The 14,818-nt window shown below is 49.4% G+C and carries 11 protein-coding genes; 4 read left to right on the top strand and 7 right to left on the bottom strand.

Annotation, left to right across the window (positions count from 1 at the left end):
- The first annotated feature begins 128 nt into the window (after positions 1–128).
- On the top strand, positions 129–1,109 hold the full coding sequence (locus ACXAG2_RS07250) for a universal stress protein (RefSeq protein ID WP_474865532.1): 981 nt from the start codon (positions 129–131) through the stop codon (positions 1,107–1,109).
- Positions 1,110–1,234: 125 nt separating this feature from the next.
- Here the strand turns inward: ACXAG2_RS07250 and ACXAG2_RS07245 are convergent, their stop codons facing one another.
- The 5 genes from ACXAG2_RS07245 to ACXAG2_RS07225 all read right to left on the bottom strand — a co-directional run bounded on the left by ACXAG2_RS07245 (position 1,235) and on the right by ACXAG2_RS07225 (position 8,069).
- On the bottom strand, positions 1,235–2,506 hold the full coding sequence (locus ACXAG2_RS07245) for an inorganic phosphate transporter (protein WP_474865530.1): 1,272 nt from the start codon (positions 2,504–2,506) through the stop codon (positions 1,235–1,237).
- A gap of 280 nt (positions 2,507–2,786) precedes the next feature.
- Positions 2,787–3,506, bottom strand: a complete 720-nt coding sequence (gene phoU / locus ACXAG2_RS07240; protein ID WP_474865527.1) for a phosphate signaling complex protein PhoU — start codon at positions 3,504–3,506, stop codon at positions 2,787–2,789.
- 12 nt (positions 3,507–3,518) lie between these two features.
- The gene (pstB, locus tag ACXAG2_RS07235; protein ID WP_119500238.1) at positions 3,519–4,325 is read right to left on the bottom strand and encodes a phosphate ABC transporter ATP-binding protein PstB; all 807 of its coding nucleotides are present in this window, start codon (positions 4,323–4,325) and stop codon (positions 3,519–3,521) included.
- A gap of 2 nt (positions 4,326–4,327) precedes the next feature.
- Complete coding sequence (pstA, locus tag ACXAG2_RS07230) at positions 4,328–5,902, bottom strand: phosphate ABC transporter permease PstA (RefSeq protein ID WP_474865525.1); 1,575 nt, start codon at positions 5,900–5,902, stop codon at positions 4,328–4,330.
- Entirely contained in the window at positions 5,895–8,069 is a 2,175-nt protein-coding gene (locus ACXAG2_RS07225) for an ABC transporter permease subunit (RefSeq protein WP_474865523.1), read from the bottom strand. The genes pstA and ACXAG2_RS07225 overlap by 8 nt, the downstream gene beginning before the upstream one ends.
- Before the next feature lie 170 nt (positions 8,070–8,239).
- On the opposite strand from ACXAG2_RS07225, the gene ACXAG2_RS07220 reads away from it, so the two are divergent.
- The 3 genes from ACXAG2_RS07220 to ppx all read left to right on the top strand — a co-directional run bounded on the left by ACXAG2_RS07220 (position 8,240) and on the right by ppx (position 12,463).
- Entirely contained in the window at positions 8,240–8,746 is a 507-nt protein-coding gene (locus tag ACXAG2_RS07220) for a glycine cleavage system transcriptional repressor (RefSeq protein WP_474865520.1), read from the top strand.
- Positions 8,747–8,851: 105 nt separating this feature from the next.
- Positions 8,852–10,921, top strand: a complete 2,070-nt coding sequence (gene ppk1, locus ACXAG2_RS07215) for a polyphosphate kinase 1 (protein ID WP_474865517.1) — start codon at positions 8,852–8,854, stop codon at positions 10,919–10,921.
- Between the two features lie 6 nt (positions 10,922–10,927).
- Positions 10,928–12,463, top strand: a complete 1,536-nt coding sequence (ppx, locus tag ACXAG2_RS07210; RefSeq protein WP_474865515.1) for an exopolyphosphatase — start codon at positions 10,928–10,930, stop codon at positions 12,461–12,463.
- Between the two features lie 28 nt (positions 12,464–12,491).
- Here the strand turns inward: ppx and ACXAG2_RS07205 are convergent, their stop codons facing one another.
- Together ACXAG2_RS07205 and ACXAG2_RS07200 are read right to left on the bottom strand one after the other, a co-directional pair.
- The gene (locus tag ACXAG2_RS07205; protein WP_474865512.1) at positions 12,492–13,652 is read right to left on the bottom strand and encodes a GGDEF domain-containing protein; all 1,161 of its coding nucleotides are present in this window, start codon (positions 13,650–13,652) and stop codon (positions 12,492–12,494) included.
- A gap of 263 nt (positions 13,653–13,915) precedes the next feature.
- Positions 13,916–14,815 (bottom strand): fructose bisphosphate aldolase, encoded by a 900-nt coding sequence (locus ACXAG2_RS07200; RefSeq protein WP_474865510.1) that lies wholly within the window; start codon positions 14,813–14,815, stop codon positions 13,916–13,918.
- Between the last annotated feature and the right edge of the window lie 3 nt (positions 14,816–14,818).

The following is a 14,818-nucleotide window of genomic DNA, read 5'->3' as shown; positions in this document are numbered from 1 at the left end:
TCATCAACAGGGGCTGATGCGGAATTATTTAAAAACTATAATTAAAAAGACAATGTATGAATATAATCACAGCAGTTTTGTGTTTCCGGTAACACGCATCATTTTCTGCCGGAAAAGGAGGGAAATAAATGAAAGGGCAATTTACTAATATACTGTGCGTGTTGCACGACACACACGGCCAGGATGTGCTGGTAGAACGGGCGATGCAAATTGCAAGTAAGCATAACGCATCACTGACAATCATGCTGGCACTTGAGGCACTTCCCCCTAATGCCCGTATGATCATGCAGTCCTTTGAATACCTGGAGTCAGATTCATCGCTGACTCAGTCTGCACAAAGCTGGCTGGATGAGCAGATTGCGGTGTGGAGTAAACAATACCCGGCCAAAGGGATTGTCAGCACCGGTCACCGGTTTATCAATATTATCCGGCAGGTCGTGTCGGCGGGCCATGATCTGGTTATTAAGCTGAATGAAAGCGACGTTGTCAGTAAAATTACCGGCAGTGACGACAGGCACCTGCTGCGTAAGTGCCCCTGCCCGGTCTGGATCATGCACAAAGTACGCACCACATCGCTGCGAAACGTAGTGGCAGCCGTCGATGTAAATTATCACTACCCTCAACACGAAGTGGCTATACGGAAACAACTGGCTCTGGATATCCTCAATACGGCCTGGCGGGTGGCTGAAGCGGAACATGCCACACTGCATGTTGTGCATGTGTATGACGCGGTGCCTGAAAATATCCTGCGGCAGGGCTTTATCAGCGTTGATGAAGACGCGGTGCAGCACGATTTAAGCAAAATCAAACTGGAGCGTGAAGAAGAAGTCAACCGGTTGCTGGGTCTGATAGCCCTGGATCACAACGACAAAGCACCAACCATAGCGGAACCTGCCGTTCACCTTGTGCGGGGCTATCCCCGCCGTGACATTGCCGCTACAGCAATTGCATGTAACGCCGACCTTATTGTAATGGGAACATTGTCCCGTCTTGGCGTGCCCGGCTATATCATGGGCGGTACCGCAGAAGAAACCATTGAGCAGATTGATTGCGCGGTGGTGGGCTTAAAGCCTGACGGCTTTGTAACACCGGTGGATGTAGACGGCTAAACCACAACAAGCGGAAGACTTGTGGCCGGATTTGAGCGCCGGCCTGTAACGAAAAAAGCGAAATAGTGACTGTTTCGCTTTTTTTGTTATTCCGGTATCAACGGGCTGGCAATCAGCTTTACTGCTTACTCAACGCCAAACCAGGCCTTAAGACCAAAGAAGCAGATAATCGCCAGAATGGCGCCTGCGGGCAGCGTAATAACCCAGGAAACGACGATATTGCGTACGATACCCAGATTAAGCGCTGAAACACCCCGTGCCATACCCACACCTAACACCGCGCCCACCAGGGTTTGTGTAGTGGAGATAGGCAAACCTGTGCCCGAAGCAATAACAACCGTACAAGCAGCAGCAAGCTCTGCAGCAAAGCCACGGCTCGGTGTCAGATGGGTGATCCCCTGACCGATCGTTTTAATAACACGATGACCGAATAACGCCAGACCAGCAACGATACCCAAACCGCCCAGAGGCAGGATCCATGGCGCTAGTTCCGAGTTTGCGTTAATTTCACCGCCAGAGGTAACCACACTGACGACTGCCGCCAGCGGACCAATGGCGTTTGCTACGTCATTTGAGCCGTGAGCGAAAGCCATACAGCAGGCCGTTACTACCATCAGCATTGCGAATATCTTTTCGATATTGGCGCTTTGAATATCAGCACTCTGATTTTCAGAAAATGTCATGCGGGAAATCGCATACCGGCCCAGGCCTGCCAGCATAATGGCAATAACAACGGCCAGCACATATCCCATTTCCGGAGACAGTGTCAGACCAACATGTTTGAGGCCTTTCTTGATGGTAACCAGCGACATGACGAAGCCTGCCAGCCCCATGTAAAACGGTACAAAGCGTTTGGCATTTTTAAACGGCGTTGCCGTATCAAAAATAAGTTTATGCGCACTGATAAAAATAAGATAAGCAATGATGCCGGAAATAGCAGGTGTCACCACCCAGCTACCAACAATGCCGCCCACTTCGCCCCATTCAACGGCATCCATACTTACGCCGGTGGCTGTGAATCCGATGATGGCACCAATGATAGAGTGCGTAGTTGATACAGGCCAACCTAACCAGGACGCCAGTCCCAGCCAGATACCTGCGGCAAATAACGAGGCAATCATCCCCAGAACCAGATAATCCGGCCTGTCGGTGAAGAACATGGGATCGATGATCCCTTTACGAATAGTGCTGGTGACTTCCCCACCCGCCAGATAAGCTCCGGCAAATTCGAAAATCATCGCAATGAAAATTGCTTGCTTGATGGTTAAGGCTTTAGATCCTACCGATGTACCCATTGCATTGGCTACATCATTGGCACCGATTCCCCACGCCATTATAAAGCCGACTACCGCGGCCAGGATAATAAGCGTCATGCCATAACTTTGCAGAAGTTCCACAGGTCTCGCTCCTGGATTATTCGCTGACTAAGCTAGAAAACGCCATTTGGCGCAAAGTAAAGGAGGTTTTATCTTCGCAGTCGAAAATGACAACCGGCGCTAACGGTGTGATATCTGGCATAGATTATTTTTTAAACGTTTCCAATTCGGCTGCGGCGCATGATAACGAAATTCAATCCAATGCAATAGTGTAAATTTGCGGAATAAGTTAAATCGCAATAAAACTCCGCGCGTCCGCTTATTTATACACCAAATATTTCAATTTTGTGACAGATCGCCACTAACTCAGGTGCTTTAATTTCTGTTGCATGTTCTCTAATGGCGAATGCCGCACATCGGTTCCCCGCGATAAGTAAACAACATACTCACAAATATTCTTACACCGGTCACCAATCCGTTCCAGAGAACGTAATGCCCACAGTACTTCCAACCAGTCCTGCATATCGTCGGTACTTTTCTGCATTTCTCCGGTGGTGTATTTCAGCAACTTCTTATATTCCGCATCAATGCGGTTGTCCTGCTCATACACTTCCAGCGCAGAATTTTCATTTTGCCGCGCCAGAGCATCGAAGGTACCCCGCATCATTTGCACTACACGGTCACCAATCAGAATCATGCTGCTTTTAATCGTTTCTGAAGCAGGCAGTTTATTTTTCGTTACCAGACGGGCTATCCGTTCTATCTCATCACCCATGCGCTCAATATCGGTAATGGCTTTCGACACCATCATCACCAGCCGTAAATCGGAAGCGGTGGGATGTCTTCTGGCTATGATGCGCAAGCACTCTTCATCAATCTGCATTTCCATGGCATTGATTTTAAGATCATTTAATATAACTTTTTCAGCCAGACCGGCATTATTCTGCTTAATCGCCCGCAGGGTATCCACCAGTTGCAGCTCGACTTCCCCTCCCATGGTAAGCACGGAATTTCTGAGGTTCTCCAGCTCAATATTAAACTTGCCGGAGATATGGGTATTTAACGCAATCTGACGTGGCATGTATATCTCCCGTTAACCATAACGGCCTGTAATGTAATCTTCTGTCTGTTTATGTTCCGGCATGGTAAAGAGTGAATCGCTGTCAGCATATTCAATCAGTTTCCCCTGATGCAGGAATGCCGTGTAATCAGACACCCGCGCAGCCTGTTGCATATTATGGGTGACAATCACGATAGTGCATCGTTTCTTCAGGCCGGCCATCAGCTCTTCAATAAACAGTGTGGTCAGCGGATCCAGTGCAGATGTAGGCTCATCCAGCAGCAAAATCTCCGGCTTCAACGCCAGCGCCCTGGCGATAACCAGACGCTGCTGCTGACCACCGGACAAAATATGTGCTGATTCAAACAGCCGGTCTTTAACTTCTTCCCATAGCGCAGCCTCTTTAAGCGACTGCTCAACGGCATCATCAAGAAAACGTCTTACCCGTATTCCCTGCAAACGCAAACCATAGCAGACATTGTCATAAATGCTCATAGGGAACGGATTGGGTCGCTGAAACACCATGCCGACTTTAGTACGCAGCTGAGACACATTTTCCTTGCGACCATTAATATCCCGGCCGCCAATGTAAATGCTGCCGTCGTAACGACAATCAGCAACCAGGTCGTTCATCCGGTTGAAAGCGCTGATAAGGGTAGATTTACCGCAACCGCTTTGCCCGATAAATGCCGTTATACGGTTCTTCGGAATGCTCATGCTGATGTCCTGCAGCACATGCTTCTGACCAAAGCGCAGATTAAGATGCTCCACCTTAATGGCCGTATCGTCATCATTCAGGTGATGGACATCCAGCGTTTCATGTTCAAATAACTTCAGCATAATCAGCTCGCTAAGTACCGTTTTCTTAACCGTGCTCTGAGTAACACCGCCAGAATATTAAGAATGAGCACCACCAGCAATAACAGCAGACAGGTGGCGAACATCATGGAAGCCCCTTCTGCGTCAGTCTGGCTGTGGAAAGCACCGTCGTATATCAGTACACCCAGATGCATAAATTGCCGTTCCAGATGGAGATAGGGAAACTCGCCGTCAAAAGGTAAGTTCGGCGCAAACTTCACAGCCCCCACCAGCATCAGTGGTGCAACTTCGCCGGCAGCCCGTGCAATCGCGAGGATGACACCGGTCATGATGCCGGGCGAAGCCATGGGCAATACAGTATGCATAATGGTTTCCGCCTTCGTCGCTCCCAGGGCGTAGCTTCCCGCCCGCAATCCCCGCGGTACCCTGCGCAGCCCCTCTTCGGTAGCAACAATTACCACAGGGAGAGTAAGAATAGCCATGGTCAGCGCCGCCCAGAACAGTCCGGGCGTACCCATAGTTGGCGAGGGTAATGTGTCTGAAAAGAACAACGAATCGATGTTACCGCCCACAATATAAACAAAGAAGCCCAGGCCGAATACGCCATAAACAATGGAAGGCACACCCGCCATGTTCGACACACTGATGCGGATGGTTGCTGTGAGGATATTATCCGGCGCATATTCATTGAGGTACACCGCGGCCAGTACACCAAACGGCGTTACAATGATGGTCATGATAAATACCATCAACACTGTGCCGAACAGCGCAGGGAACACGCCACCGGCGGTATTGGCCTGCTTGGGTGCCTGGATCAGGAACTGTCCGATATGACTCAGCGTAACCCCGATTTTACCGGCAATGCCAAGCTGACCCGGAAAAATCATTTCCTGTATGCTCGCTACCGGAATCGCGATGACTGAACCGTCAGCCATGGCAATGTGCAGTGTGTAACTGTCCCGCTCGGTTTCCAGTGCAATAATTTTGCTTTGCCACTGCCGGAAAGCATCATTCAGCTTTTCCCGCGCCGGCGCATCTGCAGCCACTCCCCGGGCATCCAGTTCAGCCAGTTTCTGGTGGATCCCTGACAACCAGCGGGTACGTAAATCATCAATACTGTCTTCCAGACGGCTGACTTTTTCAGTGACCGTGCCGTAGGCTGACTCATCGAAAACATGCTGCCCGCCGGCAGTGATCTGTACCGGCACACCCAGTACGGACAGCCCGTCATTGAGGGTGATGTCAGCACTGTTTACCGATTCCACCAGCGTAAGCGTGCGATCTTCGTCTACAAGCGCCTGTGTACCGTGGGGATTTTGCTCCGACGAATACACCACCCAGCGCACGGTGTTATTGTTTTCTTTGTACTCACTGAAAACCTGAGCATAAACAGATCTGGCCTCTTCCGTCTGCTCATCGATAAACGTGAGTGAATATACCGGTGCAGGCCAGAAATAAGCGACACCCCGGTAAATGATCAGGGCAAGAATACTGACAAGCGCCAGCAATAACAGCGTGGTTAAAAATGCAGTGAAGCTGATAACAAACGACTGACGCTGTGCCGGCGTCATAATGGCTTCAATTTTGGTTTTAATCATGACGGGCATTGACCCGAAGTTTTTGCCGTAACAGTTCAGCCAGCGTATTCACAATGAAAGTGAAGCCGAACAGGATACAGGCAGTTAAAAATAAGATCTGATAGTGCGCGCCCTGCACGTCTGTTTCCGGCAGTTCGATAGCCAGGTTCGCGGTCAGTGCCCGCAGTCCCTCCAGCAGACTCCAGTCAGATACCGGCGTATTCCCTGTGACCATCAGTACGATCATGGTTTCACCAAAGGCGCGGCCAAAACCGAGCATAATCGCTGCCAGAATACCGGGCATGGCCATTTGCAACACCACGTATTGCAATGTCTGTAACCGTGTTGCCCCGAGGGCAAAAGACGCGTGCTTGAGATAATCCGGTACCCCGCTGATTGCATCTTCAGCCAGTGAATAAATTGTCGGGGAAATAGCCACGCCGAGGGCCAGCGCAACCACGATTGTGGTTTTTCCAACCGGTGTTTCAGACGATGCCGACATGGCTTCAAAACCGTCTACGCCCGCCAGACTGAATATCCATTCAGGCGCCCATTGCATGCTGACATACCCCAAACAGAATACCATCAAAGGCAAAACAACCAGTTCTGTGCCCTGACGCAATACATGGGGTAATTTTCGCGCCAGGCGGTTTTGTACAAAAGCCGCTGCAAATAAAATCAGCGGCACAACCACAAGGAAAAACGCAAAGGAAAAAAGCACCCGCTCAGCCATAGGAGCCAGCCAGATAGCGGCCACAAAGCCGATAAGCACAGAGGGCACTGCTTCCAGCAATTCCAGAGCCGGCTTCAGCCAGTGCCTGAGTGCTGCTCTGGAGAAATATGCAGAATACACCGCAGCCCCCACGGCTACAGGTATCGCAATGATAAGAGCCAGCACTGAAGCTTTCAGACTGCCGATTAATAGTGGCACCAGGCTATATTTTGTTTCCTGATAATCTGAGCCACTGGTGGTTTGCCAGATGGTTCCGTCTTCTTGGTATCCTTCATATTGCTGAGGACTGAATAACGAGGACCACGTGGTGATACCGGTGAGCCAGTTAATTTTTTCCACGGATACACCGGTGTCTGACCACAGATAAAGCCGCTGTCCGTACCAGCTGATATGATTTTGTGGCGTTGCATTCCTGAAATGGCTTACCACTTCTCCGGTGACTCTGTTCATCAGCAACACCTGTTGTTGCTTTGTAAGCAGCGCCAGACCGTTAGTGGTTGCATGGGCAGTCACATCCGCGGGGAGCTGCTTTTCTGGCAGTGTGATGGTCCAGGTAGGGTAGTAACGCATCTTACCGTCAGTATTCTGCAGCACCCAGCGGGTTAATTTCCCTTCCGGCGACGCCATCAGTACGGTGCGATCTTTTGGCAGGCTGTGCCACCAGGAAACCGGCTCTCTGGTGAGCTTTTCTTCAGGAGCGCCTTTCAGGGGATATTGTCCGAGCACGCCATTCTCATAAACCAGCGTGATACCACTGCCGGGCAAAGGCAGTACACTGGCATCAGAGGTATAATGATGATCCGTTATTTTCACCGGGTTTCTGCGGTTTACCCAGCGGACGAAAATTTGAGACGGCGTGTGAACAACGGCGACAATCCACTGCTCCCCTAATTCAATTTGCCAGCGGATGCGCCCATTCCAGATATCCTGCGGTAATGCAAAGCTGATTAATCCGGCGCCGATTGTTCGCGGCTCGCCGGCATTAAATTGTGGTTCAGCGGTACTCAGAGCCAGCGACTGTACTTCAACAATCCTTACCTGACCGGAAGAGGAGACATCAGCAATGAAATGCTGTCCGGTTTCACTTACCACGCGGGTTTCATGATCGCAGGGACGAATATAGTCATGAAAAGGCTCAAAGCCTGTTTTTTTGCCGTTCAGCGCCAGCATTTTCACCCGGCATTCATCTGACCGCGTCATCAATGGCTGACCTTCCATCAGATCGCCACTGGCCAGCACCGCCTGTCCCTGCTGTATCTGTTCCGGGCTGAGTGACGCACTGGTCACATTAACCATATCAGGGCGCATAGCCAGTGGCATTGCCTGTGAAATAAGGTGAGTAATGAGCAATACCAACGTGAACAGCACCATGCCACCAAACAGTGTCACGATGAATGTCAGGCGCTTGTCTTTACGCTGCCTTTTCTTAATTTGTTTGTCCGCAGGTGACTTCATTATTGTAAAAGCAACTTTTGCCTGATTTTTCAGAAGATCAGATAGGGTTGATTGCCAATGATGTGTTATTTTAATACTTCTAATCAAGTGAAAGTTACGCAGTCTCTCTGCGCCAACCCACTCGTCAGCACCGTTGCCGGGTGCCGCCATTCAAAATAACAGGAGTGCCAATGCAACCTCTGATCATTACTATCATGGGCAAGGACAAACCCGGTCTGGTTGATGCCCTTGCCAAGTGTGTTTATCGTCACGATGCCAACTGGCTGGGCAGCAGCTTTGCTCATATGGCTGGCCTGTTTACCGGTTTCGTTGAGGTACATGTTCCCAAAGAAAATCACGATGATTTGGTATCGGCCTTAGACAGCCTGCCCGATTTAACTGTGCAGTCTGTCACTGTTGCTGAGAATTCTCAGACCTTCAGCGACCCCCTTAAAGTAGAAATCATGGGTAACGATAAGCCCGGCATCGTACAGGAACTGACAAATATTCTAAACCAGTTCAACCTGAATATTGTCTCTTTTGATTCCCGTTGCGAGAGCGCCCCCAACTGGGGAAGCCTGATGTTTAAAGCTAAAGCGGTTATCGCAGTGCCGGAGTCATTTGACAACAGTGCACTGCAGACAGCGCTGGAAGGTATCGCGAACGACCTGGTTGTCGACATCAACACCAGCGTATAACGCTGCGAAAATCACCTCCGGTTCCGTGCCGGAAACCCCGCCTGTCACACGGTTGTAACGGATAAGTGGCAGGCTTTGCAACTTTTGAATTGTAAAACCGTAAGTATGGAACACAACGAACTGTATTACCCCAAAGAACTTAGCTGGCTGGCCTTTAATGAAAGGGTGCTGCAGGAAGCTGCCGACAAAAATAATCCGGCAGTAGAGCGCATTCGCTTTTTGGGCATTTATTCGAACAACCTGGACGAATTTTACCGAGTCCGCGCCGCCGACGTAAAACGTCAAATCACGATTGCAGAAGACAATGGCAGTGATGATGAAGCCAACAAACTGATGGCTTTAATGGCGGAAATTCAGAAGAAAGTGGTACACCTTTCCAACAAGTTCGATGAAATTCACAAAGATGTGCTGAAGGCTCTGGCCCGTTACAACATTTTCATTCTGCGAAAAGATGAACTGAACGATTACCAGCGGGTGTGGTTGCGCAACCTCTTCGTCAATAAAATTCTGCGCCACATTGCGCCTATCCTGATTGATAAAAAAACCGATCTGCTGAGCCGCCTTAATGGCACATCCGTTTACTTGTATGTGGCATTACGTCGCACAGGCAAAAATACCCGATACGCCGTTGTTCAGGTGCCCACGTCAGAAACCTCACGTTTCATCCTGATCCCGCCGGAAAAAAGCCGTAAGAAAAAGCACATTATTTTGCTGGATGACGTCATTCAGCTTTGTCTTGAAGAAATATTCCGTGGCTTCGTGAAATACGATTCTCTTGAAGCTTATTCCTTTAAAATGACCCGCGACTCTGAATACTCCATCAATGACGAAATTGATGAGAGCTATATGGACAAGATGTCCGAGAGTATGAAGCAACGCCTTATTGCCGAACCTGTGCGTGTTATCCACGACTACTCCATGCCGGAAGACATGGTAGTGGATTTACGTAAGCGCCTGAAAGTCACTAAGCTGGACACCATGCATGCTGCAGGTCATTACCGGAACTTCAAAGACTTCATCGGCTTTCCGAATGTAGGCCGTGAGTATCTGGAAAATCCTAAACTGCCGGCAATCGACACGAAGATGTTCTCAACTCACAATACCGTCTTCGATGCCATTACCGCTCACGATATTCTGCTGTACTATCCGTATCACCGCTTCCTGCATTTCACCGAGTTTTTACGTCAGGCAGCGTTCGACCCGAGCGTAAAGTCTATTCGTATTAACATTTACCGGGTAGCAAGCAACTCGCGGATCATTAACTCACTCATTGATGCGGTAGACAACGGCAAGAAAGTAACCGTAGTCGTAGAGCTTCGTGCCCGTTTCGATGAAGAAGCCAACATTGAATGGTCCCGCCGGATGACAAACGCTGGTATCCGCGTTGTATTAGGCGTTCCTACGTTAAAAATTCATAGTAAGCTGTGTCTGGTAACCCGTGAGGAACGGGGATCGCTGGTCAATTACGCGCACTTCGGTACCGGTAACTTTAACGAGAAAACCGCGAAGATTTATACCGACTTCAGTTTGTTTACCCGCAATCAGGAGCTGGCAGAAGAAGCCGCCAGTGTATTCGATCTTATCCAGTACCCGTACCGCCGCTATAAGTTCCAGCATCTGCAAATTTCGCCGCTGAACAGCCGTAATAAAATTCAGTCGCTAATCCGCCAGGAAATTCAGTATTTGAAGGAAGGCCATGACGCCCGGATCACCTTCAAAATAAACAACCTGGTAGACAAAGAGCTGATTGACGACCTGTACCGCGCCAGCCAGGCCGGCATGAAGATTCGCGGTATTGTGCGGGGTATGTGTTCACTGGTCCCGGGTCTTCCGGGCATAAGCGAAAACATCACTATTATCAGCATCGTCGACCGGTTCCTGGAACACCCCAGGGTGATGGTATTTGAGGGTGGCGGTGACAGAAAAGTATTTATCTCATCAGCGGACTGGATGACCCGTAACATGGACAACCGGATTGAAGTAGGTTGCCCGGTATACGATAAACGTCTGCAACAGCAAATTGTCGATGTCCTTGAGCTACAATTTAAAGACACGTTGAAAGCGCGGGTGATTGACAAGGAACAGACGAATAAGTACGTTCGTAGAGGTAACCGTAAAAAACTACGCTCACAGATAGAAATCTATGACTATCTTAAGCGTCTCGAAGATGAGTAACGCCATTTGAGTCCATCCGAATCCGTATTTGAAGCTGTTGAAAGCCGTGACACCACTAAGGTTGCGGCGCTTGATATTGGGTCCAACAGCTTCCACCTGGTGGTTGCCCGTATTAATGCGGGCTCCGTTCAGATCCTTCACCGCCTGAAAGAAAAAGTCCGTCTGGCGGCGGGTTTAAGCGAAGACAACATATTGTCTGATGAAGCGATTGAACGTGGTCTTAAAATGCTGCAACTGGTGGCTGACAGCCTGCGGGGCTTCGAACCGGATTCGGTACGCATTGTTGCCACCCATACCCTTCGCCGTGCAGTCAATGCCCGTGCGTTTATCAATGCAGCCCGTGAAGTATTGCCCTACCCCATCGAAATTATCTCCGGTGTGGAAGAAGCCCGCTTAATTTATCAGGGCGTAGCTCATACCAATCACAGCGACGGCCGCCGTTTAGTGGCTGACATTGGCGGCGGCTCCACAGAATTCGTTATTGGCGAAGGTTTTGACCCGCTGATTTGCCGCTCTTTACAAATGGGATGCGTCAGTTATACCAACCGCTTCTTTGCTGACGGTGAATTAAAAGCCAAAAACTTCAACCGCGCCATTACGGCGGCGAAGCAAGAACTTGAAATGATTGAGAACCGCTACAAGCAGTTAGGCTGGTCTCAGTGTATCGGTACGTCCGGCACAATTAAAACCCTGTTCAGCCTTGCCCAGCGCGACAAATCAAACGGTCACGATGAGCCGGTAACACTGAAGAGTTTGCGCAATCTGATGAAGTCTTTCATCGAGGCCGGCCATACCGATAAACTCACTATGCCGGAAATCAGTGATGACCGGCGTGGGGTGATAGCCGGCGGCCTGGCCATTCTTATCGGCATTTTTGAATCCCTTGGCATCGACACTTTGCAATATTCCCCGGCCGCTCTGCGGGAAGGTGTGTTGTATCAGATGGAAGATGAACTTAAACACACCGATATCCGTGAGCGGACAGCAAAGAGCCTCGCCACGCGATACGATGTGGATACCGACCAGGCAAACATGGTGCTTACCACTACCCTGAGTCTTTTCGACCAGGCGTCCGGTGACTGGAAATTCAAAAACAAAAATTTCCGCGCCATGCTGGGATGGGGAGCCCTGTTACACGAAGTCGGTTTACAAATAAACTCCCGTGGCGTTCAGCGGCACTCGGCTTACATTTTAGCGAATGTGGATATGCCCGGTTTCACCCAGGAGCAACAGGATTTACTGGCCACGCTGGTGCGTTTTCACCGTAAGAAAATTAAAGTGGCTGAGATCCCTGAGTTTCAACTGTTTGACAGTAGTGCAGTGAAACGGGCCATTTGTATTATCCGCCTGGGCGCATTGCTGAACATCAAACGTCAGGAAGCGTTTCTGCCGGAAATGAAAGTGAATGCATCCAAACATGCCCTGACGCTTACGTTTCCTACCGGATGGCTGGAAACCAAACCCATCATGTCTGCCGATCTTCAGCAAGAAATTCTTTACTGGAAAACACTGGAACTGGAGTTAGTGATTCAGGAAAACTGAGTAATGCAGAGCTGTTTATAAGCCAGATTCAGCTCTGTGCCCGTTTTACCTGATCGCGGCCTGATGCCTTGGCTCTGTACAGGGCTTCATCAGCGTAGCGGATACCATCAAAAATAGTCTCATCGTCGCTGATACCGGCAACACCAAATGACGCAGTGAGTGTGATCGTCGCTTTTTCCAGTTGTATTTCGCTGCTGCGGACCTGCTCACAAAGCCGTTCAGCCAGCGTACTGGCCTCCATCAGCTTGCTGTTCGGAAGCAGGATCAAAAACTCTTCGCCCCCCATACGAATCATGGTATCGCCATCCCGCAGAGATGTTTCCACAATTTCAGTAAATCGCCTCAGGGCAATATCTCCCATGGGATGACCGAACTTGTCATTCACAGCTTTGAAATAATCAATGTCGCAGGCCACAAGGGACAGGGGCTGGTTATGCCGGCGTGTATGAGACAGCATTTTCGGTGCTTCTTTGTAGAGAAAATGGCGGTTTTTCGTGCCTGTTAAAGCATCAATATACACCTGGGTGCTGAGCCGCTGAAATAAAGATTGCATCAGACTGGTGGGAAAGCCCAGCATGAACAGAATAGTCAGAAAAAAGATAGCGACAAACGCCACATTGGTACTGACTGACTCCCCTTCTTCCAGCATGGAGAGGTAAACAGGTACTCCGAAAACAACGCCCACTGTAGTGATAGCGACCACGACGAAAATCATTTCATCGCCGCCCTTATTTTGCGGAATATGCCGGTAAATGAGCTTCAGCGCCATTCCCAGCGGTACCAGCACACATGCGGAGACAATGAGTTCCCTGATAAGCACCTGGTCATTGACCAGATAAAAATACAAAGACACGGCTTCACACAAGATCAGGTGACACACTATGCCGGCAGCTTCCAGTGGCCTGAGAGGTAATCCGTAGCGCCGCATTACCACCATCAGCAACATATACATCGCCAGTAAAATACACAAATTCAGAGTGGCCGCGCTGGCCAGAGGATAGCCCAGCGGTTCCAGACAAATAGCCAGAAATGCAAACCAGACTGAAATGAGGAACAGCCGGCCGAAAACCGGCGATTGCGCTTTATAGCGGTGATTAGGCACAGGCAAGGCAAAAGTAAACACAACACCTACCGTTACCAGCAAACTGAGAATGCCAATTAAAAAATAGATGTGTTCTGTATTACTCACTACAACGGATCCCTATTATTGGCGAAGTATTCCGGCGCATGCCTTCGCGCCGCTTTGTTGGAGTTTTAGCCAATGTGAAACCATAGTCCAGCAGGCTTCAATCTGTCAATTTCGTAGCATGAAATGCTTAATAAACTGCACCCGGACAGAATATAAATTAGAATCTACTAATAAAGTATAAAGCAGAACTTAAAGACAGCAAAGTGTGTGAGGAAAAAGAAAGCAAACCGGTAAGCGGGATCTTACCGGTTTGTTGATATGAATTAAGATTTTGACGCCTGATAGATAGACTCAATGGCAGCATCCAGCGTACTGTCGAACTCTTCCTGCGACTGCTGAGCGCTTACACCCTCGGTTAATGCGCGGGAGAACGAGGCGATGATACCAGGGTTTTCTGCCAATTTTGCATTCGCTTCATCACGGGTATAACCCCCTGACAATGCCACCACTTTAATCACTTTAGGATGATCAACCAGTTCCTTGTAGAAGTTATCCTGAGTTGGCAAGGTAAGTTTCAGCATCACTTCCTGACCTCCATTCAACAGGTTCAGCTGCGTCATGATTTCCAGTTTAAGCAATGCTTCTGCTTCCGCCTTCTCAGGGCTGTTGATATCGACTTCCGGTTCGATGATAGGCACAAGACCTGCAGCCAGAATCTGCTTACCCACTTCAAACTGTTGCTCAACGATGGCTTTGATACCTTCATGATTAGCCAGCTTGACCACTGAACGCATCTTGGTACCGAATACGTCCTGCTCCACGGCTTTAGCAAGCAGGGTATCCAGGGTAGGAATAGGCTTCATCAGTTGAACACCGTTTGCCTCATCCTCAAGTCCCTTGTCTACCTTGAGGAAAGGAACCACACGCTTTTTCTCCCACAGGAATTTTGCCGAAGGCATGCCTTCGATATCCCTGTCGAGGGTGTTTTCAAACAGAATGGCACCCAGAACGCGTTCACCACTGAACACATCGCTGGTAATAATGCGGGTTCGCATGGCATGTACCATGTCGAACATTTCTTCGTCTGTGCTGTAAGCAGACGGATCGATCCCATAAAGTTTCAGAGCTTTAGGTGTACTGCCTCCGCTTTGATCGAGGGCTGCAATGAAACCTTTTTGGACTTTAATTTTATCCAGCATAGCCTGCTGCGCTTGTGATGCCATGAG

Source organism: Alteromonas sp. ABH4_456 (assembly GCF_056160645.1).
This window is presented reverse-complemented; position numbering and strand designations above follow the sequence as displayed.